Genomic DNA, 24,170 nt, shown 5'->3' with positions numbered 1-24,170 from the left:
CAGGGCGTCTCAGGCGGAGAGCTCGGAGCGACCCTTGCGGCGACGGGCGGCCAGGATGGCGCGGCCGGCGCGGGTGCGCATGCGGAGACGGAAGCCGTGCGTCTTGGCGCGACGACGGTTGTTCGGCTGGAAGGTGCGCTTGCTCACGGGAGAACTCCGTTGACGGTGTCGGGTCGCTGGGCAGGGCGCGAGGCGTCCTGCGGCGACTGGTCGGGCGGGTGCGTCCTGCACCCCGCCCGCGTGGTGCAAGAGGCGGTGGCATGCAGAACTCGTCGGCACAGCCGACGGCCCTCCAAAATACGTCAGCGCAGACCAGGGGGTCAAACCCGCTGACCACGACGGCCCGGGCGGGCCGGCCGCCCGCCGTCTCGCCGCCGTCCCGCCGCCGTCCCGGCGTCGCCCCTGCACCGCCCCGCCACCGACACGCGCCCGGCCGGCTCCGGACCGCCCGCAGGCGTGCCCCCACGCCTTTTGTGCCGCGACACAGCCGTTGTTAGCGTGGTGGCTTCCCGTGGCGTCGGTCACTCCTGTCTATGCTGGTTGTCCACACCCTGTGGACAACCATGTGGATCACCCTCCTACCAGCGCCTTTGCGGCGGCCCGGGGGACCGACCGACCGACTGTCCACACCCCGTGCGCCGGGGATCCGCGCGCACCAGCGAAACGAGGCACCGTGAGCGACGCCCAGGTCGACGTCCCTCGCGTATGGCGAGACACCCTGCGCACCCTCGAGTCCCACGGGATCTCCGCCAAGCACCGCGGCTTCCTGCGACTCAGCCGCCTGGTCGGCCTGCTCGAGGGCACCGCGCTGATCGCCGTGCCCAACGACTACACCCGCGGCCTGGTGGAGCGGGACATCCGGACCGAGCTCGTCTCCGCCCTGCAGGAGCAGCTCGGCCGCGACGTGCGGCTCGCCGTCACCATCGACAGCTCGTTGGAGCTCAGCGAGGCGGAGGACCGCGACGACGACCCCCAGCGGGCGGCTGGTGAGCACCCGACCGTCCTGACGTCCGCCGACCGACTCGCCGACGGCGGCCCCGGCACCCTGCACGGTGAGACTGACCGGCTGAGGCTGGCTCGGGACGAGCGGGCGGTGCGGTCCGGGGGCGACGGCTTCCGCGAGGCCTACTCCGACCGCTTCCACGCCGATCCGGTGGAGCTGCACCTGGTGTCCGACAACGTCGCGGCCCGGGTCGGCCACGGCATCGACGACGACCGGGACGACGAGCGCGAGCTCATGGCCGAGGGCGTGGGGATCCGCGACATCTTCCGCAAGCCGTTCAGCGCGGAGGACGGCGGCGACGCCAAGCTCAACCCCAAGTACACCTTCGACACCTTCGTGATCGGCTCGAGCAACCGCTTCGCCCACGCCGCCGCCATCGCCGTGGCCGAGGCGCCGGCCAAGGCCTACAACCCGCTGTTCATCTACGGCGGCTCCGGGCTGGGCAAGACGCACCTGCTGCACGCCATCGGTCACTACGCCCAGCAGATGTACCGCAACGTGCGGGTGAAGTACGTCAACTCCGAGGAGTTCACGAACGACTTCATCAACTCCATCGGGTCCAACAAGGCCGGCGAGTTCCAGCGGCGCTACCGCGACGTCGACTTCCTGCTCATCGACGACATCCAGTTCCTGCAGGGGAAGGTGCAGACGCAGGAGGAGTTCTTCCACACCTTCAACACGCTGCACAACGCCAACAAGCAGGTGGTCATCACGTCCGATGTGGCGCCCAAGCTGCTGAGCGGCTTCGAGGAGCGGATGCGCAGCCGGTTCGAGTGGGGCCTGCTCACCGACGTCCAGCCCCCGGACCTGGAGACGCGCATCGCGATCCTGCGCAAGAAGGCCGTGCAGGAGCGGATGACCGCCCCGGACGACGTCCTGGAGTTCATCGCCAGCCGGATCTCCACCAACATCCGCGAGCTCGAGGGCGCCCTGATCCGGGTCACGGCCTTCGCGAGCCTCAACCACCAGGCCGTGGACATGACCCTGGCCGAGATCGTCCTCAAGGACCTGATCCCGGCCGAGCAGACCAACCAGATCACCCCGGCGACGATCATGGCGCAGACGGCGTCGTACTTCGGCCTGACCGTGGAGGACCTGTGCGGGACCTCCCGCTCGCGGGTGCTGGTCACCGCCCGCCAGATCGCGATGTACCTCTGCCGCGAGCTCACGGACCTGTCGCTGCCGAAGATCGGCCAGCAGTTCGGGGGACGCGACCACACGACCGTCATGCACGCCGACCGCAAGATCCGCGAGCAGCTCAGCGAGCGGCGGGCGATCTACAACCAGGTCACCGAGCTCACCACCCGGATCAAGTCGACCCCGGGCTGAGCCCTCGACGCGGCACGTCACCCGCCGATCCCCGGACTGGTCCCCAGCCCGGGGATCGGCGTTTCCACAGGGTTGTCCACAGGCCTGTGGTCGATCACCCCAATAGGCTTACCAACTACGATCAGTCAAGACGATCCCTCGACTGGTCCACCCATTCGGCGTATAGCGACATAGTGTGATGAAACCTCACACCACCGCTCGGGCCCGGGCGGACATATCTGCAGATATCCACCGCCTCCGGTGGACAACCGGGGCATAACTCCCACGCACCTGGGGACGACCGGACAAGAACGGTGGACCGCCTGTGGATGAAAAAGCTCTGTCCACAGGTCACGCAGCGCGTCCACCGCTGGATCCACAAGCCATGCACAGGGCGATCCAGGTCGTGACGTGCGAGGTCATGAGTTATCCACAGTTCCCACAGGCCCGATGATGACGACTAACCCTGGTTCTCTGCATCGATCCGCCCCACGTACATCTGGGGATGACTCACGCACAGGCCGCCCTGCCTGCCCTCGAACGCGAGCAGCAGGCCTCCGACCACGCACAGGGACAGCTGCTCGGCACACCCGCGCGTGAACCGACGACCGTCACCCCTGTGCACTACTGTCGTCCCAGGCACAGGCCACGCCTGCCGCCATCCACACAGCCCCGACGACACCGGCGCGGCCCGGCGCGGACCCGCACGTCCGCCGCCACCCGTCGAGACCGTCCCCGGGGCCCGAACGACCGAGGAGTGACAAGGTGAAGTTCCGACTCGAGCGCGAGGTGCTCACCGAGGCCGTCACCTGGGTCGCCCGCGCGCTGCCCAACCGCCCACCGACCCCCGTCCTCGCCGGGGTGCTGATCGAGGCCCACGACAACGACACCGTCACCCTGTCGGCCTTCGACTACGAGATCTCCGCGCGCCTGACCATCGCGGCCGAGGTGACCGAGGCCGGGTCGGCGCTCGTGAACGGCCGGCTGCTCAACGACATCTGCCGCAACCTGCCCGCGCGTCCGGCAGAGCTCGCCACCGACGGCTCCAAGGTCCAGCTCACGTGCGGGTCCAGCCGGTTCGCGCTCCTGCAGATGCCCGTCAGCGAGTACCCCACGCTGCCGAGCAGCCCGCAGCCCAGCGGTTCCATCGACGGAACCACCTTCACCCAGGCGGTCGCCCAGGTCGCCGTCGCCGCCGACCGGGGTGACACCCTGCCGATCCTCACCGGGGTCCGCGTGGAGATCCAGGGCGAGACCATGACGCTCCTGGCGACCGACCGCTACCGGCTGGCCATGCGCGAGCTCACCTGGTCCCCCAGCGCCTCCGACGCCGCCCACGTGGCGCTCATCCCGGCGCGGCTGCTGTCCGACACGGCCAAGTCCCTCGGGGCCTCCGGGTCGGTGGAGATCGCGCTGGGCGACGCCGCGGGCGGCGACGGCCTGGTCGGCTTCGAGGCCGGCACCCGCCGCACCACCACCCGCCTGCTCGACGGCGAGTACCCCAAGGTCACCTCGATCTTCCCCACCTCGGTGGACAGCGAGGCCGTCGTCGAGACGGCCGCTCTCGTCGAGGCCGTCAAGCGTGTGGCCCTGGTGGCCGAGCGCAACACCCCGGTGCGCCTGCGGTTCACCGAGGGCCAGCTGTCGATCGAGGCGGGCGCGGGCGACGACGCGCAGGCCAGCGAGGCGGTCGAGTGCTCGCTGACGGGCCCGGAGATCGAGATCGGTTTCAACCCGCACTTCCTGCTCGACGGGCTGGGTGCCGTCGGCACCGGCCACTGCCGCCTCCAGTTCACCCAGGCCAGCCGACCGGCCGTCCTGGTGGGGCAGGCCGACGCCGACGCGGAGCCCGACCTGAGCTACCGCTACGTGCTGATGCCCGTGCGCTTCCCCGCCTGACGGCCGGCGCCCCGGCGGCCGACCTTCAGGCCCCGGCGTCAGCCGTCGGTGGCCGCCCGGCGCCGGTGCCGCCTGCGTCGCCTAGCCTCGAGGTGTGGTGGGTAAGCACCCATCGCACCCTGCTCCCACGAAAGGTCCTTCCATGCAGCTCGGACTCATCGGCCTCGGCAAGATGGGCGGCAACATGCGCGATCGCCTGCGCGCCGCCGGCCACGAGGTCATCGGTTACGACTTCAACCCCGAGATCAGCGACGCGACCTCCCTGGAGGACCTCGTCGGACGCCTCCAGACCCCCCGCACGGTGTGGATCATGGTCCCCGCCGGTGACCCCACCCGCGAGACGATCGAGAAGCTCTCCGGCCTGCTGGCCGAGGGTGACCTGGTCATCGACGGCGGCAACTCCAAGTTCACCGACGACGTCGTCAACGCCGAGCACCTGGCCGGCAAGGGCATCGGCTACCTCGACTGCGGCGTCTCCGGCGGCATCTGGGGCAAGGACAACGGCTACGGGCTCATGGTCGGCGGCGACGAGGCGCTGGTGGAGCGGGCGATGCCGATCTTCGACGCGCTGCGTCCCGAGGGGCCGCGCGACGAGGGCTTCGTCCATGCGGGCCAGGTCGGCGCAGGCCACTACGCCAAGATGGTCCACAACGGCATCGAGTACGGCCTGATGCACGCCTACGCCGAGGGCTTCGAGCTGCTCCAGGCCAAGGACATCGTCGAGGACGTCCACGGCTGCTTCAAGGCCTGGACCCGGGGCACCGTCGTCCGCTCCTGGCTGCTGGACCTGATGGTCAAGGCGTTGGAGGAGACGCCCGACCTCGAGGGCATCTCGGAGTTCACCACCGACTCCGGCGAGGGCCGCTGGACCCTGGAGGAGGCCATCGAGCTCGCCGTGCCGATGCCGGTGCTCGCTGCCTCGCTCTTCGCCCGCTTCCAGTCTCGCCAGGAGAACTCCCCCGCGATGCAGGCGGTCGCCGCCCTGCGCGGCCAGTTCGGCGGTCACGCGGTCAAGATGCTGGAGGGCACGCCGCTGTCCGACGTCCACGAGGGCGCGCGGGAGAAGCAGGACGACACCGGCGCCAAGGGCTCGGCCCAGGAGCAGGGCAGCCGCTCCTCCGGCACCGGGGACCTGCAGCAGCACTGAGGTGCATCTCCGGCACCTGTCGATCGGTGACTTCCGCAGCTACCACGCCGCGGAGCTCCCGCTGGCGCCCGGTGTCACGACCCTCGAGGGTCTGAACGGCCAGGGCAAGACCAACCTGGTCGAGGCCGTCGGCTACCTCGCCACCCTGTCGTCCCACCGCGTCGCGCAGGACGCGCCGCTCGTGCGCCACGGCGCCGAGCAGGCCGTCGTGCGCGGCGTGGTGGTGCGCGACGGCCGCGAGACCCTCGTAGAGCTTGCCATCACCCCGGGCCGGGCCAACCGGGCCAAGCTCAACCGCACCCCGGTGTCGCGGACCCGGGAGGTGCTCGGCGCCGTGCGCTCGGTGCTCTTCGCCCCCGAGGACCTGGCCCTGGTCAAGGGTGACCCCTCCGAGCGGCGACGCTTCCTCGACGACCTCCTGGTGCAGCGGCAGCCCCGCTGGGCCGGGGTGCGCGGCGACTACGACAAGGTCGTGCGTCAGCGCAACGCCCTGCTCAAGTCGGCCGCGCCCGTCCTGCGCAAGGGTGGTGGTCGCCGCCGGTCGGCATACGGCCAGGGACAGGAGCCGGTCGAGGACGCCCTGGCGGGCGCGTTGCACACCCTGGACGTGTGGGACCAGCACCTCGCGCAGGTGGGGGCCAGCCTGCTGTATGCCCGGCTGCGGCTCGTCCGGGACCTGGGGCCCTACCTGTCCCAGGCGTACGACGAGGTGAGCGCCGGCCAGTCGGACGCGCGGATCACCTATCGCTCGTCCTTGCACGAGGAGGCCACGGCCCGGATCGCCGACGGGGAGGTGCCCGAGCCGACCGAGCTCGCCGACCTGCTGACCGACTCGCTCCTGCGGGTGCGGGAGCAGGAGATCGAGCGGGGCGTGACGCTGGTCGGTCCGCACCGCGACGACCTGCTGCTCCAGCTCGGCGAGCTCCCGGCCAAGGGCTATGCCTCGCACGGCGAGTCGTGGTCCTTCGCCCTCGGGCTGCGGCTGGCGAGCTTCCAGCTGCTGCGGCACGACCTCGGCGACGACCCGGTGCTCGTCCTGGACGACGTCTTCGCCGAGCTGGACGCGGGACGCCGCAGCCGGCTGGCCGGGATGATCGCCGACTGCGAGCAGGTCCTCATCACCGCTGCGGTCGGCGACGACGTGCCCCCGGAGCTGGTCGAGGGTGCTCGGTTTCACGTGAAACGGGGAGAGGTGACGGCGGTATGACGGACCTGCCGAACGACCTCGGCGCAGCCGACCAGGAGAGGACGCCCGACGACCTCCTCGCCGAGGACCTGCTCGACGATCCCTCCGGCGAGCTGGTCGCCGAGCTGGCGGAGGAGACCTTCGAGGACCCGGATCCACGGCTCGCCCCGGACGCCGCCGAGACCGCGGCCGCCGCGGCGCTGCAACGGGCCCGCTCGGTGGCCAAGGCCAAGGGGCTGCGTCCGGGATCCCGCCCGCGGCGCAAGCGACGACCCGCCGAGATCATGCTGAGCGGGACCGGCGTCGACGCCGCCGGCCGCGACCCGCTGCTCCTCGGGGACACCCTGGCCTACCTGGTCGCCGGCCGGGGCTGGCAGTCCGAGGTCAAGGTCGGGTCGGTGATCGGGAGGTGGTCGCAGGTCGTCGGGTCGGAGGTGGCCGAGCACAGCGAACCGCTGACCTTCGAGGACGGGATCCTCACGGTGCGCGCCTCGTCGACGGCCTGGGCGACGCAGCTGCGGCTCATGACCTCCTCGATCCTGGGCCGGCTCACGGCCGAGGTCGGCGAGGGGGTGGTGGAGGACCTGCGGGTCGTCGGGCCCAGCGCACCCCGCTGGAGCCGGGGTCGCCGTCGGTCCGCGGACGGGCGAGGGCCGCGGGACACCTACGGCTGAGGGCGAGGCCGGGCCGGTCGGCGGGTCGGCCTCCGGTCCGGGCGCTCGTCAGGGAGCGGGCGTGTAGGTCGCGGCCACGACGTCCATGACGCCGTCGCGCGTGGCCGCGTCGGCGGCTGCCACGGTGACCAGGTCCTGCTGGCCGTCCACGGTCACGGCCAGCTGGGAGATCTGGGCGACGGTCCCGTCCCCGAGCGGTGCATGGAAGTCCCCGCGGACGCACGGGCCTGCCGGGCACGCGGGCTCCGACTGCTCGTCGAGCACCCCGGTGGCGCCTCGGGCGGCGGAGGTGAGGTGGTCGCCGTCGGCGAAGGCCTCCCCCGCGACGGACTTCACGAGCAGGTTGGGTGCGGTGTCGCCCGCGTCCGGCCCCACGGCCATGGCGACGGCGCCCGAGGCCGCGAAGTCCGCGAGCTCCTGCTCGGTGTAGCCCAGCGCCGCCGCGGTCGCGGCGAAGGCGGGGGTCCCACGCTGGTCGCGCACGGTGGCGAGGTCGATGACCTTCCAGGTCGTGGGCAGGGCGAGGCGGGTGTGCAGCGCCGGGATCGGCATCCACCGGTGCCCGGCCGGGAGGGCGACCGGCTTGACGGCGACCGAGGGGGCTGCGCTGCGGGTGGTGAGAGCACCCGGCGCCCCGGTCGTGGTCGAGCCGCTCGGCATACCGCTCGTGCTCGTGGTGGCGCCGGCCCCGGATCCCGGGGTCGAGGAGTCGCCTCCTGCGGACGAGCAGGCCGCGAGGGCGACGCAGGTGGCGGCGAGAGCAGGCAGCAGGCGCATGACGGCCACGCTAGTCGAGCCGCACCGTCGGCGGGGGTCGGCCGGGGCCTGCTCTCGCCCGCGTCGGGCAGGCGCACCCGCTCGCGTCACGCGTGGCGCCGAATGTCCTCCGCCTGCGCCACCATCAGGGCCTGGAGCGGTAGCCGGCCGAGGGAGATCGCCTGCAGGTGGGCGGGGCGGTCCCGCCACTGCCGGGCCATCTCCAGGTTGCCGGGAAAGACCGCCACGAACAGTGCCGAGGCCACGGCGCCGCCGACGCGTCTGGTGCGGGGGACGGCGAGGAGCGCCGCGGTGGCGAGCTCGGCGACGCCGGAGCCGTAGGTCCAGGACCGCGCGCTGCCCGGCACCCACGCGGGGATGATCGAGTCGAAGGGCTCCGGCTTGACGAGGTGGAGGACGCCCATGCCGGTGAGGAAGCCGGCCATGGTGCGGGCGGATCGCCGGGCCCGGCGGGCGGCGGGAGCGGTCGTGGTATCGGACATGACCGTCACGATAGGTCGCAGCACGTCTCAGGCGCGGGTTGTCAGGGCAAGGAGACGGTATGGCGAACTTCATGGACACCCTCGGCGTGACCGCCGGCGATCCCCACGAGACCGGCCGACCGGGCGACGACGCCGGGCTGCGGGTCACCCCGACCGAGGCGCATGCCAACGTCAACGGCGGTGTCCACGGCGGGCTGCTGGCCACCATGCTCGACTCGGCGATGGGCCAGGCGGCCCGGGACCACCTGCCCGACGACAAGTCCGCGGTGACCGTCTCCCTCACGGTCACCTATCTCAACGGTGCCAAGGTCGGCGAGGAGCTGCTCGCGAGCGCGGAGGTCCGCAAGGAGGGCGGCTCGCTGATCATGCTCGAGGCGGACGTGGTGCGCGTCGAGGACGACGAGCCGGTCGCCCACGGCGTGGCGACCTTCTCGGTGATCGACGCCGACTGATCCGGGGTCTCCTGGCCCGGGAGGCGGGCACCTCGCCCGCCTCCCGCGCGTCGGGACGGCGCGGCCCCTGGCTGCGGGACAATGGGCGGGATGTCCACGCCTCCCCTGCGCCGGTATGCCGAGACCCTGGTGCGGCTCGACCCTTCCCCACCCCGCCGCCTGGTCGCCGCCAAGGCGGCGACCGCGATGGGCGGCCCCCTCGTCGTCGGGCAGCTGACCGGTCGGCTGTCGCTCGGCCTCGCGGCCGGGCTGGGCGCCTTCGCCATCCTCTACGGCCCGACGACGCCGGGGCGCTTCCGGGCCCGGCTGCTGGCGCTGGTCGGTCTCGCCCTGGTCGGGTCCGTGGCCCTGGGCACGCTCACCGTGGGCAGCCCGGTGCTGACCCTGGTGCTGCTGTGCCTGGTGGCGGTCCTGGCGGCCTTCGTCTGCGTGAGCCTCAAGGTCGGGCCGCCGGGCTCGTACTTCTTCGTCCTGGTCCTCGGCGTCGCCAACCTCGCGCAGAGCTCGGGGCGCCCGCCGCTGGTGGCGGTCGGGGCGGCGGCCGCCGGGGCGCTGGGATCCTGGCTGGTGGGCATGAGCGACCTGCTCGTGGCCCCGCGGGCGGCCGAGGACCGGGCGGTCGCGGCAGCCGACCGGGCGGTGACGACCTACGCGGAGGCGGTCGGCGACGAGCGAGCCCAGGCCCGCGCCCAGGCGTCGTCGGCCTTGCACCGCGGGTGGACCGCCGCCGGTGACGGGGCGAGCCCGGCCCACCGGGCGCTGATGGGCGAGGTGCAGTCCCGGTATGCCGCGGCAGTGGCCCGGGACGCCGCCGCCCGGGTCCGGGCCCACCTGGAGGAGCCGCACCCCTGGGGCTCGGTGGACGACGCGACGGCCGAGGAGGAGCACGTCCTGGGGCTGGACGGCGCCGGCGGACCGGACGACCGCTCGCTGCTGGCCGACGAGGGCAGCACCGACGAGGTCGACGCCGAGCAGCTGCGGGACAGCTCGCTGGGCCGCCCGGGTGCGGGCTACCTGCTGAGACAGGCTGCGAGCTGGCCCTCGGAGGTGCTGCTGGTGGCCGCCCGGGTCGGGATGGCCACCGTGGTCGCGGGGAGCCTGGCTCTGCTGACCCACCGCGGCCATGCCTACTGGGCGGTGGCCTTCGCGGCGCTGCTGCTGCACCAGGGCGGCACCCGGGAGGCGCAGACGGTGCGGGCCCTGCACCGCGGTCTCGGCACGCTGGTCGGTCTGGGGGCCTACCTGCTCCTCGTGCGACTCGCCCCGCAGGGGTGGGCCCTGGTCGGCGTGCTCGTCCTGCTCATGCTCGCCGTGGAGCTGCTGATCACCCGCAACTACGCCCTGGCCGTGGTCGTCATCACCCCGCTGGCACTCACCATCGGGCAGGCGGCCGCCCCCGGGGCCCCGGTCGTCGACACGCTCGTCGACCGGCTCACCGACACGGTGATCGGCATCGGCTGCGCCCTCGCGGCGCTGTGGTTCACCGGCCGGACGGGTCCGGAGCTGGTCCTGCGGGGGCACGCCCGACGGGTCGTGGTGGCCGTCGACCGGGTGCTGGCCGACCTGGCCGCGGGCGGGCTGGAGCGACCCGAGGCGGTCGACCACCGGCGCCACCTCTACTTCGAGCTGCTCGAGTGCGACCAGGTGGCGAGCAGGGCGCTGTCGGACGCGCCCGCCGCGGTGGCGGCCTACCGTCAGATGGAGCGGTCGGTGTCCCGCCTGGGCTATCTCGTCCTCGGGGCCTGCTGGCACCCCGAGCTGCGCACCGCCGGCGCGAGCGTCGACGAGGCGCGGGTGTCGCTGCGGCGGGTCCTCGCCGAGCCGGTGACCCGCCCGCGGGCCGCCGCCGACATCAAGCGGGACGTCCAGGCGGTGGAGGCGGCGGTGGCGCGCCTGCGCTGACGCCCGGGCCCGCAGGAGCCCGGGATCGGCTGCCCCTGCAGGGTGCAGACGGGGCATGTCGAGCCATCTGTGGTTTCCGCGTCACGCTCCGTGGGCGTTTCTGGCGAGAACGGCCGAAGGGCGGCACCACGGCGGGCCTCCGGGCGAGCCGGCAGATGGCCTGTGCACGGCCTTGGACGCCCCTGTGACGTGGGGGGACACGAGACCCGACCTGTTTTTTCGTCGACACCGCCTGCAGGGGCCCTCGTGGGCGTGATTTGTCCCCACGGACCGATAGACTGACGGACGGCTGCCACGCCGGCGGCCAGGAGCGACCCTACTCACGGTGCGCGTCCACCCCCGCGGTGCCCGGCAGCGCCGGGCGGGTGGTGGTCGTCGCCCGCGGAGCGGGCCGTCATACGTGATGAAAGATGTGAGGAGCACCGTGGCGGACGACGAGCGACCCACCGGCCCGGAGGCGGTCGAGCAGCTCGCGCAGGAGCTCGAGCGCAAGGCCCCGGCCGTCGAGGGTGACTACGACGCCAGCTCGATCCAGGTCCTGGAGGGCCTGGAGGCCGTGCGCAAGCGGCCTGGGATGTACATCGGGTCCACCGGCGAGCGCGGTCTGCACCACCTGGTGTGGGAGATCGTGGACAACGCCGTGGACGAGGCCCTGGCGGGCTTCGCCACCCGGATCGACGTGACGCTGCTGGCCGACGGCGGGGTCCGGGTCAGCGACGACGGACGTGGCATCCCGACCGGGATGAACGAGCAGTACCAGATGAGCACCGTGGAGCTGGTCCTCACCCAGCTGCACGCGGGCGGCAAGTTCGGCGGCGGCGGCTACAAGGTGTCCGGCGGGCTGCACGGCGTGGGCTCCTCGGTGGTCAACGCCCTGTCGACCCGCCTGCTCGCCGAGGTCCACCAGCTCGGCCACGCCTTCCGGATGGAGTTCGACCACGGTGTGGCCGTCGCCCCCCTCGCGAAGGAGGAGGAGTCGGACCGCACCGGCACCACCATCACCTTCTGGGCCTCCCCGGAGATCTTCGAGTCCACGGTCTACGACTACGAGACGATCCGGGCGCGCTTCCAGCAGACGGCCTTCCTCAACAAGGGGCTGACCATCTGCCTGACCGACGAGCGCGAGCAGGCTGTCGCCGTCGCCGAGGGGGACCTCGAGGCGGAGGAGGCCGGCGCGGCCACCGAGGGCGAGGCCGCCGACACCGCGGAGGGCGTGACCGAGGAGGTCGCCACCGACGCCAAGGGCAAGGCCAAGGGCCGCACCGTGACCTACCGCTACGACAACGGTCTGGTCGACTACGTCCAGCACCTCAACAGGTCCAAGCGGACCGAGGTCGTCAACGACGAGATCATCGACTTCGAGCTCGAGGACACCGCCAAGGCCCTCGCCGTCGAGGTCGCCATGCAGTGGACCACGGCCTACTCCGAGTCGGTCCACACCTATGCCAACAACATCAACACCCACGAGGGCGGCACCCACGAGGAGGGCTTCCGCGCGGCCCTGACCCGGCTGATCAACGACTTCGCCCGCAAGCAGGGACTGCTCAAGGAGAAGGACGACAACCTCACCGGCGACGACATCCGCGAGGGCCTGACCGCGGTCGTCTCGGTCAAGCTCGGCGAGCCGCAGTTCGAGGGCCAGACCAAGACCAAGCTCGGCAACTCCGAGGTCAAGGGCTTCGTGCAGAGCGCGATGACCGACCGCCTCGGCGACTGGCTGGAGCGGCACCCCGGCGAGGGCAAGGAGATCGTCCGCAAGGCGGTCCAGGCGTCCGCCGCCCGCATCGCCGCGCGCAAGGCCCGCGAGGCCACCCGCCGCAAGGGCCTGATGGAGTCCGGCGGCCTGCCCGGCAAGCTCAAGGACTGCCAGTCCAAGGACCCCTCGGTGTCCGAGGTCTACATCGTCGAGGGCGACTCGGCCGGCGGCTCCGCCACCCAGGGCCGCAACCCGATGACCCAGGCGATCCTGCCGATCCGCGGCAAGATCCTCAACGTCGAGAAGGCCCGCATCGACAAGGTCCTCGCCAACCAGGAGGTCCAGGCGCTGATCTCCGGCTTCGGCACCGGCGTCGGCGAGGACTTCGACATCTCCCGGGCGCGCTACCACAAGATCGTGATCATGGCGGACGCCGACGTCGACGGCATGCACATCCGCACCCTGCTGCTGACGCTGCTCTTCCGGTTCATGCGCCCGTTGATCGAGGCCGGCTACGTCTACCTCGCCCAGCCCCCGCTCTACCGCATCAAGTGGACCAACCGGGAGCACGAGTTCGCCTTCTCCGACCGCCAGCGCGACGAGATGGTCGCCGCCGGCCAGGCGACGGGCGGCCGGCTGCCCAAGGACGCGCCCATCCAGCGCTACAAGGGTCTGGGCGAGATGAACTACCAGGAGCTGTGGGAGACCACCATGGACCCCGACCACCGGGTCCTCCTGCAGGTCACGCTGGACGACGCGGCCGCGGCCGACGAGATCTTCTCCGTGCTGATGGGCGAGGACGTCGAGTCCCGCCGCTCGTTCATCCAGCGCAACGCCCGCGACGTGCGCTTCCTGGACGCCTGACCCCGCGCGCGTCCACCCCCGACAGCCTTTCCGTCATACGCCATCGTGCGAGAGGTCCCAGCAGACATGAGCGAGCAGCCCCCCTCCATCGTCGACCGGGTCGAGCCGGTCGACCTGAACGCCGAGATGCAGCGCAGCTACATCGAGTACGCCATGAGCGTCATCGTGAGCCGCGCGCTGCCGGACGTGCGGGACGGGCTCAAGCCGGTGCACCGGCGGATCGTCTACGGCATGTATGACGGGGGCTACCGCCCCGACCGCGGCTTCAACAAGTGCTCCCGCGTGGTGGGTGACGTCATGGGGCACTACCACCCGCACGGCGACTCGGCGATCTACGACGCCCTGGTGCGCCTGGTGCAGCCGTGGTCGCTGCGCTATCCCCTGATCGACGGGCAGGGCAACTTCGGGTCGCCGGGCAACGACGGGGCCGCCGCGCCGCGATACACCGAGTGCCGGATGAAGCCGCTGGCCATGGAGATGGTGCGCGACATCCACGAGGACACCGTCGACTTCAAGGACAACTACGACGGCAAGACCCAGGAGCCGGCGGTCCTGCCGGCGCGTTTCCCCAACCTGCTGGTCAACGGCTCGGCGGGCATCGCGGTCGGCATGGCCACCCAGATCCCGCCGCACAACCTGCGCGAGGTCGCGGACGCCGTGCACTGGCTGCTCGCCCACCCCGAGGCCTCCCGCGAGGAGCTGCTCGAGGCCTCGATGCAGCGGATCAAGGGCCCGGACTTCCCGACCGGCGCGCTCATCATGGGGCGCAAGGGGATCGAGGAGGCGCAGCGGACCGGGCGCGGCTCGATCGTCATGCGGGCGGTGGTCAACGTCGAGGAGATCCACGGCCGCACCTGCCTGGTCGTCACCGAGCTGCCCTACCAGGTCAACCCGGACGCCCTGGCCCTCAAGATCGCCGAGCTCGCCAAGGAGGGTCGCTTGCAGGGCATCGCGGACATCCGCGACGAGACCTCCGGGCGCACCGGCCAGCGCCTGGTGATCGTGCTGAAGCGCGACGCCGTCGCCAAGGTCGTCCTCAACAACCTCTACAAGCACACGCAGCTGCAGCAGTCCTTCGGCGCCAACATGCTGGCGCTGGTGGACGGGGTGCCGCGGACGCTGCCGGTGTCGGCGTTCATCCGCTACTGGGTCGACCACCAGGTCGAGGTCATCGTCCGCCGGACGACCTATCGCCTCGGCGAGGCCGAGAAGCGCATCCACATCCTGCGCGGCCTGCTCAAGGCGCTGGACGCCCTGGACGACGTCATCGCGCTCATCCGGGCCTCCCGCACCGTCGAGGTCGCCCGCGACGGGCTGATCGACCTGCTCGACATCGACGAGATCCAGGCGACGGCCATCCTCGACATGCAGCTGCGGCGGCTGGCCGCCCTGGAGCGGCAGAAGATCATCGAGCAGCACGACGAGCTGCAGCGCCTGATCGACGACTACCGCGACATCCTGGCCAAGCCGGAGCGCCAGCGGCAGATCATCGGCTCCGAGCTGACCGAGATCGTCGACAAGTACGGCGACGACCGGCGCACCGAGATCGTCCCCTTCGACGGCGACATGTCCATGGAGGACCTGATCCCCCAGGAGGACGTGGTCGTCACGATCACCCGCGGCGGCTACGCCAAGCGGACGGTCACCCGGGAGTACCGCTCGCAGCACCGCGGCGGCAAGGGCGTGCGCGGCGCGACCCTGCGCGGCGACGACATCGTCGAGCACTTCTTCACCACCACGACCCACCACTGGCTGCTCTTCTTCACCAACCTCGGGCGGGTCTACCGGGCCAAGGCCTACGAGCTGCCCGAGGGATCGCGTGACGCCAAGGGCCAGCACGTCGCCAACCTCATGGCCTTCCAGCCCGGGGAGCGCATCGCCCAGGTGCTCGCCATCCAGGACTACATCAACGCGCCCTACCTGCTCCTGGCCACCCGCCGGGGCCTGGTCAAGAAGTCCCGCCTGGACGACTACGACTCCAACCGCTCCGGCGGCCTGATCGCGATCAACCTGCGCGACGGCGACGAGCTCGTGGGCGCCGCTCTGGCGTCCGCGGAGGACGACCTGCTGCTCGTGTCCCGCAAGGGCCAGTCGGTGCGCTTCACGGCCTCCGACGACGTGCTGCGACCCATGGGACGGTCCACCTCCGGCGTGACGGGGATGAAGTTCCGCGACGGCGACGAGCTGCTCGCCATGAACGTCGTCGAGCAGGACACCGACCCGGACGTGTTCGTGGTCTTCGAGAACGGTCTGGCCAAGCGCACGCTGGCGTCGGAGTACCCCGTCAAGGGGCGGGCCACGCTGGGCGTCCTCGTGGCCAAGAAGTCCGAGCGTGGTGGCGACCTCGTGGGGGCGCTCGTGGTGTCCCCGGACGACGAGGTGATGCTCGTCATGGAGCGCGGCCGGATCGTGCGTTCTCGCGTCGACGAGGTGCGCTACACGGGTCGCAACACCCAGGGCGTGACCTTCGCCAACCCCGGCAAGAACGACAGCATCGTGGCGGTCGCCCGCAACGCCGAGCGGGAGGGTGACGACGACCCGGAGAACGGCGAGATGACTACGGCCAGTGCCGGCGCGATCACGCCTGGGGATCACCACGACGCCACGACGTCCGGCGGCGACCAGGCTGCCCAGGACGTAGGGCAGACTGAGCACGAACAGGCCGCCCCGGACCCCTCGGTGTCCGACGGGGCCGCTGTCAGCGCGGGCATCGACGCAGCGGCTAGCGTTGACGCCGACGACCACTCTCCGCAGGAGGACCAGTGACGATCTCGCAGCCGGAACGCACCCAGGTGACGGCCCCCGCAAGCTCGGGCGGCGCCGCGAGCGGCGCGTCCGCGGCGCGCGACGCGGCCCCCACCAGCTCGGGCGGTGCGGCGGGCGGCGCCGCGAGCGGCGCGTCCGCGGCGCGCGACGCGGCCCCCACCAGCTCTCGCGACGCCGCGCGCAGCGCGGCGCGCGGTGCGGCCCCCACCAGCTCACGCGACGCGGGCCCTGGAGGGCTCGCCGCGGGCGGCCCGCGCCAGGCCAAGCTGCGGGTGCAGCGGCTCGACCCGCTGTCGGTGCTCAAGCTGGCCTTCCTCCTGTCCGTCGCCGCAGGCATCGCCGGGGTGGTCCTCGTGGCCGTCCTGTGGATGATCCTCAACGGGATGGGCGTCTTCTCGGCGGTCAACGACTCCATCGCCAGCCTGCTCGGATCGGGCAAGAAGTTCGACATCATGGACTACGCCGGGTTCAGCCGGGTGCTGTCCCTGTCCATCGTGATCAGCTTCATCAACGTGCTGCTGCTGACCGCCCTGGCTACCCTCGCGGCCTTCCTCTACAACATCTGCGCGGGCCTGGTCGGCGGCGTCAACCAGACGCTGACGGACGACTGACCACCCGTTTTGATCGTCGCCCCGTGCCTGGGGTAACGTTTGTCTCCGCGCTGGACACCTGATCTTCACCAGGACGTCGGCGCGGGTGCGGGCCTATAGCTCAGACGGTTAGAGCGCTTCCCTGATAAGGAAGAGGTCACAGGTTCAAGTCCTGTTAGGCCCACCACCTCGGAGCCGCTGCCCCTCGGGCGGCGGTTTCGTCGTGCTAGGGGCATCGTCGTCGTGAGCGGTGGGTGCGGGCGGGTGGCCGCCATCGGCCCGGTCCGCACCGGGGGAAGCGGGCTCGGTCGTTGCGGCAGGCTCGCCGACCGGCCCGGTATAGTTCCCCAGCACGGGGCGTTGGCGCAATTGGTAGCGCACCTGCTTTGCAAGCAGGGGGTTAGGGGTTCGAGTCCCCTACGCTCCACCCCGACGTGGGCCCGGCACCGATGTGGTGCCGGGCCCACGCGCGTCTGCCGAGGTCGCCGCACGACTCGCCCGGTCCCTCCTGCCCGGCCTACGTCTGGGTCCGCGCGCCCCCTGGGGGGTGAGTCAGTCGTGGAGGCGCTTGCCGAGGGCCATCAGCAGGAAGACGAGCGCCAGCGTGAGCAGGATGTGCCCGAGCCCGGCGAGCCCGGCCAGGGCGGGGCTGTCGGCGTTGGTGCTCTCGAGGACCTGCAGCACTCCTTTGACCACCATCATGGTGGTGGTGACGAGCAGGCCCGCGACATACGTCACCAGGAAGGGCCGCCACTGCGCTGTGGCGCTGAGCCGGAAGCTGCGCTCGAGCAGCAGCACGATCAGGCCCAGCAGCGTGCCCAGCGCGAGCAGGTGGGTGTGCAGCACGGACAGCTGGGTGTGGCCGTGGAAGCCCTGCGCCTTGGTGAACTCGCGATAGAAGACACCGCCGACCAGACCCAGGGTGGTCCAGATCACCACCAGGCGATACATGGTCGTCAGGGCCGATCGACGGGTGCTGTCCGGAGTCTGCGTGGTCATGGCTCCATCTTCGCGTATGCCGGCAGGGGTGCACCCGGTCCGCACGGACCAGGACCGCGCCCGTGCCCGCAGACGCCGGGGGGGCGGCGACCCCTGCGGGTCGCCGCCCCCCGAGGTGCGGGCCCAGGCCGTCAGGCCCGGGCGTCGCGGGGTGTCGGAGTCAGCGGACTCAGATGTCGTTGGCGCGCTTGTCCGAGCCGGCGTTGTGGTCCAGGTGCTGGCCGGCACCGTCGTCGGCGCGGTCGAACTCGGTCGCGGTGGACGGGGTCGTCGCGGCGAAGTCCTCCTGGTCCTTGGCGTCCAGGATGACCGGCTCGGTGGAGACGGCCGACAGCGGGTCGCCGGCGGGCTGGTGGGAGCCCAGCGGCTTGGCGTCGGTCAGGTCGACCGAGGACTCGGTGCTGTAGTCACGGGCCGAGTAGGTCGTGGACGAGCTCGACGTGGAGTAGTCGGTGCCGGTGCCCACGGTGCTCGTGCCCACGGTGCCGGTGCCGGCGGAGCCGATGGTGGTGGACTCGGGGCCGGTGTAGGGGTCGGCCAGCGGGGTCGCCCACGGGTCGTCCTGCGGGGTGGTGCGGCGGTAGGCGACGGCGGCGACGGCGCCGGCCGTGGCGAGCAGGCCGAGCGTGATGAGCATGCCACCGCCGGACTTGTTCTCGCGCTTCTCGACCTTCTTGGCCTTCTTCGCGGCCTTGGCGGTCTTGGCCTCCTGGGCCTCGAGCTTGGCCTGCTCGGCGTCCAGCTTGGCCTGGACCGCGGCGAGCTTGGCGGCGCGCTTGTCCTCGCGCTTGTAGGCCCGCTTGGCGGCCTTGTCGAGCTCCTTCTTGGAGATGCCCGCGGCGGCAGCCTTGGTGGTGAGGTCCTCGATGTCGATGTCCTCGTCCTGCTCGTCGTCGGTGGCGGCGTCCTTGGCCTTCTTGGCGGCGAAGAGGCCGGCGGCGCCCTTGACCAGGCCGGAGGAGTCGTTGTCGTCGTCGGTGGCGGCGTCCTTGGCCTTCTTGGCGCCGAGCAGGCCGGCGGCGCCCTTGACCAGACCGGTCACGTCGATGTCGCTGACGGTGTCGGCGGCCTTCTTGACGCCCACGGCGTCGGCGGCCTTCTTGGCCATGTCGCCCATGTCGGTGTCGCTGTCCGCGGCAGCCTTGGCGGCCGTGGCGGTGGTGCCGGCGGCGGCCATGCCCACGAGGGCCTTGAGCACGAGCGGGACGATCTCGTCGACGAGGCCGCCGTGGTCCTTGCGCTCGGACGTGCGGGCGGTGCCGTAGCCGGGCAGCTCGTCGGTGGTGTGGTGCTCCTCCCGCGAGCCCAGGCCGGAGGCGAGGGCGGCGGCAGCGGCGGTGCCCAGCGCGGCGAGCGCGGTGGGGGCCGGGTGGTCCTTGACGGTGCCGGCGGCGCTGCTGAGGCGGTCGGCGGCGGCGTCCTTGATGTCGGTGGCCTTGTCGGCCACGGTCGCGGCGTGGCCGGCGGCAGCAGCCTGCACGTCGCTCGCCTTGGCGGCGGCGTCCTCCTGAGCCAGCTCCAGCTTGCTCTTCTTCTCGATCTTGTACTTGTTGCGAATCATGGTGTCCTCCTGTGGAGATCGATACGCGGTGGGCGTCGCACCCATCTTGCCCACACGGGCGGGGGTGCGCACATCTCGTTCTCTCTCGCCCTACCCGCCGGTGGGCGTGCTCAGACCTGCTCGACGCGAAGCTCTCGTGCGAGACTGGCCGACATGAACTGGACGCTGCACACCAACCACGGCGACATCAGCCTCACGCTCTTCCCCGAGGCGGCCCCCACCACCGTCGCCAAGATCACCGGTCTGGCCAAGGACGGCTACTACGACGGTCTGACCTTCCACCGCATCATCCCCGGCTTCATGATCCAGGGCGGCTGCCCCCAGGGCACCGGCACCGGCCAGCCCGACCAGCCCGGGTTCCCCTTCGACGACGAGATCTCGCCGGACAAGAACTTCACCCAGCCCTACATGCTGGCCATGGCCAACGCCGGCAAGCGCATGGGTCGCGGCACCAACGGCTCGCAGTTCTTCGTGACCGTCGCCCCCACCACCTGGCTGCAGGGCAAGCACACGATCTTCGGCGAGTGCGCCGACCAGGCCTCGCGCGACGTCGTCGACAAGATCGCCGCCGTCCGCACCGGTGGCATGGACAAGCCGGTCGAGCCCGTCGTGATCGAGAGCACCACCGTCTCCGAGTGACCCCGGCCTCGCGTCGGCCCGGTCCCGTCCGCCTGCAGGCGGTATGCCGGAAGCCGGCGCGTGGTCTCACCCGCGGCCCGCGCCCCTCGCACCTGCTCCCAGGTGCCCCGGCGCGGGCCGCTCCCGTCATACCCTGAGATCGCCTGCCCGACCGGCGAACCCGTGGTCGAGCACCCCGCCAGCCGTCGTGAGGACCCGATGACCACGAGCCAGCCCGAGCCGGACCCGCAGGTCCCGACCTGCCCGCGCCACCCGCAGGTGGTGGCCTACGTGCGGTGCACCCGCTGCGGGCGACCGACCTGCCCGCAGTGCCAGCGGCAGGCGCCGGTGGGGATCCACTGCGTCGACTGTGTCCGCGAGGCGGCGCGCACCGCACCGCAGGCCCGCACCTCGCTGGGCGCCCCGGCGGGCGGGTTCGGCGGGGCGTTCGGCGAGTCCCCGGTGACCTCGGCGCTGGTGACGGCGTGCGTGGTGATGTTCCTGCTGCAGTGGGTGACCCCGGCCGTGGAGGAGGGGCTGTGGTTCATGCCGGCGATGGGGCGCCTGGAGCCATGGCGCTTCGTGACCGCGGCCTTCCTGCACGGCGGGCTGACGCACCTGCTGTTCAACATGATGGCGCTGTGGACGGTGGGCCAGCCGTTGGAGCGGGCCATGGGTCAGCCGCGCTACCTCGCGCTCTACCTGATCAGCGCGATCGGCGGGTCGGTGGGCTACCTGCTGCTGGCCCAGCCGTCGGTGAGCCCGATGTACGACGTGAGCTCGGCGTGGTTCACCCCGACGGTGGGGGCCTCGGGGGCGGTGTTCGGCCTCTTCGGCGCCGAGCTGGTGCTGGCGCGGCTGCAGCACCGGGACGTCCGGTCGCTGCTGGTCTTCCTGGGCATCAACGTGGCGATCGGGTTCATGGTCCCCAACATCGCCTGGCAGGCGCACCTGGGTGGCTTCGTCACCGGGGCGGTCGTCGCGGGCCTGGTCTGGGTCACCCGCCGCAGGGACCGGGTGCGGCTGCAGTGGCCGGCGCTGGCCGGCGTGCTCGTCGTGCTGGTGGGCCTGGCGATCGCGAAGTACGCCCTCGCTCCCGCCCTGGTTCCCGGCGCCGCCTGATCTCGTCGGCACCGGCCGGCCTGGCCCCGTCGCCCCCAGCCTGGGGATGACGGGGCCTTCGTCGGCCCAGGACGGCTGAGTTACCCACAGGATGGGTGTGTGAATCACCGGTTATCCCCATCGGTGCACAGGTCGTCCCCAGGCTGGTCAACAGGGTTGTCCACCGATTTGGGGGTACTTTTCCCCAGGTCCTGTGGATAACTCGGGGGTAGTCACGCATGACAACCGTGTAATTACCCACACGATGGGGACAACCCTGTGGATAACGTGCCCGTTGTGCACAGCTGGGGACGACACGCCGTCCCCCGACGGCGACGGAGGGCCGCCCGCGTGAGCGGGCGGCCCTCCGTCGGGTGGTGGCGGGGTCAGCGCCAGTTCGTCGTCATCGCGAAGCCGATGAGCATCAGCCCGAACCCGATCCCGAGGTTCCAGTACCCCAGGTGCGGGATCGGGTAGGCCGTCTGGGACAGGTAGAACACGACCACCCAGATGAGCCCGATGATCATCAGCGTCACCATCAGCGGCGCCCACCACCGCGGGCTCGGCTCCTTGACCCCGGTCTCGCCCTTGCGCGACGCCTTGGCGGGGGCGGCGGACGAACGGCCGCGGCGGCCAGGGTTGTCCGACGGGGACGGGTTGGTGCTCTTGGATGCGGGCACGACGACTCCTGCTCGAGAGGGTCCACGGGTACGGTGGGTCTGCCCACAACCTTATCCAGCCCCAGGAGGCCAGTGGTGGACGCCCGAGACCGACGCGCACGCACGCTGCGGGTGCTCTTCGGGGGACGACCGAGCGCATGGGGGATGCTCGTGCCCGTGGTCGCCATGCTCGCCGGGCTCCTCTTCGCCGCGAGCGCGGTGACCGCCAAGGGCACCTCGCTGCGGCCCTCGGACACCCGGGGCCTGGCCGACGTCGTCGCCGCCCGCAACCACGCGGTCGAGGCCAAGGAGGAGCGGGTCGCGGCCCTGCGCCACGAGGTCCAGACGCTCACCGCCCGCAACGCCCCGGGCAGCTCCGCCCTCAAGCAGCTCTCCGACAAGGCCGCCCGGCTCACCGGGCCCGCCGGCCTCGAGGCGGTGAGCGGCCCGGTCGTGCAGGTCAGTCTCACCGACTCGCCGCGCTCGATCGACTCCTTCGGGCCGGACATCGTGCCGGACGACCTGGTCATCCACCAGCAGGACGTGCAGTCGGTCGTCAACGCGCTGTGGCGCGGCGGGGCCGAGGCGATGATGATCCAGGACCAGCGGGTGGTCGCCACCAGCACCGTCCGCTGCGTCGGCAACACCCTGATCCTGCAGAAGCGGGTCTACTCCCCGCCGTTCGTCATCAAGGCCATGGGTGACCCCGACAAGCTGCGCAAGGCCCTGGACGACGACCCGCAGCTGCAGATCCTCCGGCAGTACGTCGAGGCGGTCAGCCTGGGCTACGACGTCCGCACGACACCCCGGGCGACCTTTCCGGCATATGACGGCTCCGTGACCCTGCACCATGCCACAGTGGGGAAGTGAGGACTGCACGAGGGATAATCGGCGCTCTGGGTGAGTTGCTCATCACGCTTGGTGTGATCACCGTGCTCTTCGTGGGGTGGCAGCTGGTCTGGACCGACGTCGCTGCCAACGCCGCCCACACCGAGCTGGTGGACGAGCTTGGCCAGGACTTCGCCCAGGGGATCTCCGAGCCGGCGAAGGTGCCGCACGGCAAGGCCTTCGCCATCGTCCGGATCCCCGCGCTCGGCGCGGACTACCGGGTGCCGCTGATCGAGGGCACCGACCGGGCGGTCCTGCGGCGCGGGATCGGGCACTACGAGGGCACCGCGATGCCCGGCCAGATCGGCAACTTCGCCATCGCCGGCCACCGCATGACCTACGGCGGCCCCTTCCGCGACATCGAGAGGGTGCTGCCGGGCGACCGGGTCGTCGTCGAGACCGCCCAGGCGTGGTACGTCTACAAGGTCGGCCCGCACACCCTCGTCGACCCGAGCCACATCGCGGCGATCGACCCGATGCCCGAGCGGCCGGGCGTGAAGCCGGACAGGGCCTACATCACGCTCACCGCCTGCCACCCGAAGTACGCCGCGAAGCAGCGGTGGATCGTCCACGGGGTGCTGGAGAAGGTCGTGCCGCACGAGCAGGGCCCGCCCAAGGCCTACCTCGCCGTCCCTGGAGGCCGCTGATGTATGCCGCGCTGTGGCGGATCCTCCCCGGCCCCGTCTGGCTGCGGGTGCTCCTGTGCCTGATCCTGCTCGCCCTCGTGGTGTGGCTGCTCTTCCAGCAGGTCTTCCCCGCCCTCGCGGACGTCATGCCGTTCAACGACCAGACGGTGGGCTCGCAGGAGTAACCCCCGGCATACCCTGGGCTGTCCCACCCCGCCGCCCGGAGGCCCCGCATGACCCGCATCCTCGTCGTCGACAACTACGACTCGTTCGTCTTCACCATCGTCGGCTACCTGCAGCAGCTGGGGGCACGGTGCGAGGTGCTGCGCAACGACGCGGTGACCCCGGAGCAGGCCGAGGCGTATGCCGGGGTCCTGGTCTCCCCGGGTCCGGGGACCCCCGAGGAGGCCGGCGTGTCGCTGGACATGATCCGGGCGTGCGCCGACCGCGCGCAGCCGATGCTGGGCGTGTGCCTGGGGCACCAGGCGCTCGGGGTGGTGCTGGGGGCCACCGTGTCGCGCGCCCCCGAGCTGCTGCACGGGAAGACCTCCCTGGTCCACCACCAGGGCCGTGGGGTCCTCGCCGGGCTGCCCGAGCCCTTCACCGCGACGCGCTACCACTCGCTGACGATCGAGCCGGAGACGGTGCCCGCCGAGCTCGAGGTCACCGGCGCGACCGACACCGGGATCGTCATGGCGGTCCGGCATCGCGAGCTGCCGCTCCACGGCGTGCAGTTCCACCCGGAGAGCGTGCTCACCGAAGGCGGCCACCGGATCCTCGCCAACTGGCTCGAGCTGTGCGGCTCGACCACGGCGGTCGCCGCGAGCGAGGGTCTCAGCCCGCTCGTCGCCCGCTGAGGCGGACCACAGCCGGCGGCGGTCCCAGGCCCACCACCTGTCGTCCCGACGTCGAGGCCCGGCCCCGCAGCAGCGGGGCCGGGCCTCGACGCCGACCGGCCTCGTCAGGGATTCG

The 24,170-nt window shown here is 71.6% G+C and carries 22 protein-coding genes and 2 tRNA genes; 18 read left to right on the top strand and 6 right to left on the bottom strand.

Annotation, left to right across the window (positions count from 1 at the left end; all coding sequences use genetic code 11):
* Positions 1-9: 9 nt before the first annotated feature.
* The gene (gene rpmH / locus MM438_RS13865) at positions 10-147 is read right to left on the bottom strand and encodes a 50S ribosomal protein L34 (protein ID WP_013885212.1); all 138 of its coding nucleotides are present in this window, start codon (positions 145-147) and stop codon (positions 10-12) included.
* A gap of 526 nt (positions 148-673) precedes the next feature.
* Between rpmH and dnaA the strand changes: the two genes are divergently transcribed.
* The 5 genes from dnaA to MM438_RS13840 all read left to right on the top strand — a co-directional run bounded on the left by dnaA (position 674) and on the right by MM438_RS13840 (position 7,217).
* On the top strand, positions 674-2,332 hold the full coding sequence (gene dnaA, locus MM438_RS13860; RefSeq protein ID WP_241453682.1) for a chromosomal replication initiator protein DnaA: 1,659 nt from the start codon (positions 674-676) through the stop codon (positions 2,330-2,332).
* A 744-nt stretch (positions 2,333-3,076) separates the two neighbouring features.
* Positions 3,077-4,210, top strand: a complete 1,134-nt coding sequence (gene dnaN / locus MM438_RS13855) for a DNA polymerase III subunit beta (protein ID WP_241453680.1) — start codon at positions 3,077-3,079, stop codon at positions 4,208-4,210.
* A 142-nt stretch (positions 4,211-4,352) separates the two neighbouring features.
* Entirely contained in the window at positions 4,353-5,357 is a 1,005-nt protein-coding gene (gene gnd / locus MM438_RS13850; protein ID WP_241453678.1) for a phosphogluconate dehydrogenase (NAD(+)-dependent, decarboxylating), read from the top strand.
* Between the two features lies 1 nt (position 5,358).
* Positions 5,359-6,564, top strand: a complete 1,206-nt coding sequence (gene recF / locus MM438_RS13845; RefSeq protein WP_241453676.1) for a DNA replication/repair protein RecF — start codon at positions 5,359-5,361, stop codon at positions 6,562-6,564.
* Entirely contained in the window at positions 6,561-7,217 is a 657-nt protein-coding gene (locus tag MM438_RS13840) for a DciA family protein (protein WP_277628423.1), read from the top strand. Before recF ends, MM438_RS13840 begins: the two co-directional genes overlap by 4 nt.
* 48 nt (positions 7,218-7,265) lie before the next feature.
* Here MM438_RS13840 and MM438_RS13835 read toward each other — a convergent pair whose 3' ends face one another.
* A complete protein-coding gene (locus tag MM438_RS13835) occupies positions 7,266-7,994 on the bottom strand; it encodes a hypothetical protein (RefSeq protein WP_241453674.1) in 729 nt (242 codons plus the stop codon).
* 86 nt (positions 7,995-8,080) lie between these two features.
* Complete coding sequence (locus MM438_RS13830; protein ID WP_407568208.1) at positions 8,081-8,476, bottom strand: DoxX family protein; 396 nt, start codon at positions 8,474-8,476, stop codon at positions 8,081-8,083.
* Positions 8,477-8,535: 59 nt separating this feature from the next.
* Between MM438_RS13830 and MM438_RS13825 the strand changes: the two genes are divergently transcribed.
* The 7 genes from MM438_RS13825 (at position 8,536) to MM438_RS13795 (ending at position 17,173) form a co-directional block, all read left to right on the top strand.
* Entirely contained in the window at positions 8,536-8,928 is a 393-nt protein-coding gene (locus MM438_RS13825) for a PaaI family thioesterase (RefSeq protein WP_241453672.1), read from the top strand.
* Between the two features lie 90 nt (positions 8,929-9,018).
* Positions 9,019-10,830, top strand: a complete 1,812-nt coding sequence (locus tag MM438_RS13820) for an FUSC family protein (protein ID WP_241453670.1) — start codon at positions 9,019-9,021, stop codon at positions 10,828-10,830.
* 403 nt (positions 10,831-11,233) lie between these two features.
* Positions 11,234-13,390: a DNA topoisomerase (ATP-hydrolyzing) subunit B gene (gene gyrB, locus MM438_RS13815; protein WP_407568209.1), complete on the top strand. Its 2,157-nt coding sequence runs from the start codon at positions 11,234-11,236 to the stop codon at positions 13,388-13,390.
* 66 nt (positions 13,391-13,456) lie between these two features.
* Positions 13,457-16,156 (top strand): DNA gyrase subunit A, encoded by a 2,700-nt coding sequence (gyrA, locus tag MM438_RS13810; protein ID WP_241453669.1) that lies wholly within the window; start codon positions 13,457-13,459, stop codon positions 16,154-16,156.
* A complete protein-coding gene (locus MM438_RS16830) occupies positions 16,153-16,767 on the top strand; it encodes a DUF3566 domain-containing protein (RefSeq protein ID WP_241453666.1) in 615 nt (204 codons plus the stop codon). The genes gyrA and MM438_RS16830 overlap by 4 nt, the downstream gene beginning before the upstream one ends.
* An 89-nt stretch (positions 16,768-16,856) precedes the next feature.
* Positions 16,857-16,933, top strand: a tRNA-Ile gene (locus tag MM438_RS13800).
* A gap of 167 nt (positions 16,934-17,100) precedes the next feature.
* Positions 17,101-17,173: transfer RNA gene (locus tag MM438_RS13795), tRNA-Ala, on the top strand.
* A gap of 125 nt (positions 17,174-17,298) precedes the next feature.
* Here the strand turns inward: MM438_RS13795 and MM438_RS13790 are convergent.
* Together MM438_RS13790 and MM438_RS13785 are read right to left on the bottom strand one after the other, a co-directional pair.
* The gene (locus MM438_RS13790) at positions 17,299-17,745 is read right to left on the bottom strand and encodes a DUF2871 family protein (RefSeq protein ID WP_241453664.1); all 447 of its coding nucleotides are present in this window, start codon (positions 17,743-17,745) and stop codon (positions 17,299-17,301) included.
* A gap of 169 nt (positions 17,746-17,914) precedes the next feature.
* Complete coding sequence (locus tag MM438_RS13785) at positions 17,915-19,306, bottom strand: hypothetical protein (RefSeq protein ID WP_241453662.1); 1,392 nt, start codon at positions 19,304-19,306, stop codon at positions 17,915-17,917.
* A 153-nt stretch (positions 19,307-19,459) separates the two neighbouring features.
* On the opposite strand from MM438_RS13785, the gene MM438_RS13780 reads away from it, so the two are divergent.
* Both MM438_RS13780 and MM438_RS13775 read left to right on the top strand, forming a co-directional pair.
* On the top strand, positions 19,460-19,945 hold the full coding sequence (locus tag MM438_RS13780) for a peptidylprolyl isomerase (protein ID WP_241453660.1): 486 nt from the start codon (positions 19,460-19,462) through the stop codon (positions 19,943-19,945).
* Between the two features lie 198 nt (positions 19,946-20,143).
* Positions 20,144-21,046, top strand: coding sequence for a rhomboid family intramembrane serine protease (locus tag MM438_RS13775; protein ID WP_241453659.1), 903 nt, complete (start codon positions 20,144-20,146; stop codon positions 21,044-21,046).
* A 365-nt stretch (positions 21,047-21,411) separates the two neighbouring features.
* Here the strand turns inward: MM438_RS13775 and MM438_RS13770 are convergent, their stop codons facing one another.
* Entirely contained in the window at positions 21,412-21,705 is a 294-nt protein-coding gene (locus MM438_RS13770; protein WP_241453658.1) for a cell division protein CrgA, read from the bottom strand.
* 75 nt (positions 21,706-21,780) lie between these two features.
* On the opposite strand from MM438_RS13770, the gene MM438_RS13765 reads away from it, so the two are divergent.
* Genes MM438_RS13765 through MM438_RS13750 form a run of 4 tightly spaced genes read left to right on the top strand, consistent with a single transcriptional unit; the run spans position 21,781 to position 24,055 of the window.
* Positions 21,781-22,554, top strand: coding sequence for a DUF881 domain-containing protein (locus MM438_RS13765; protein ID WP_241453657.1), 774 nt, complete (start codon positions 21,781-21,783; stop codon positions 22,552-22,554).
* A complete protein-coding gene (locus MM438_RS13760) occupies positions 22,551-23,219 on the top strand; it encodes a class E sortase (protein WP_338155561.1) in 669 nt (222 codons plus the stop codon). The genes MM438_RS13765 and MM438_RS13760 overlap by 4 nt, the downstream gene beginning before the upstream one ends.
* On the top strand, positions 23,219-23,383 hold the full coding sequence (locus MM438_RS13755; protein ID WP_241453653.1) for a hypothetical protein: 165 nt from the start codon (positions 23,219-23,221) through the stop codon (positions 23,381-23,383). Before MM438_RS13760 ends, MM438_RS13755 begins: the two co-directional genes overlap by 1 nt.
* 48 nt (positions 23,384-23,431) lie before the next feature.
* Complete coding sequence (locus tag MM438_RS13750; protein WP_241453651.1) at positions 23,432-24,055, top strand: aminodeoxychorismate/anthranilate synthase component II; 624 nt, start codon at positions 23,432-23,434, stop codon at positions 24,053-24,055.
* Positions 24,056-24,170: the final 115 nt, after the last annotated feature.

This window comes from Arsenicicoccus dermatophilus (assembly GCF_022568795.1).
Lineage (GTDB): Bacteria > Actinomycetota > Actinomycetes > Actinomycetales > Dermatophilaceae > Arsenicicoccus > Arsenicicoccus dermatophilus.
Note: the sequence above shows the minus strand (reverse complement) of the source record. Positions and strands in the feature narration are given on the sequence as shown.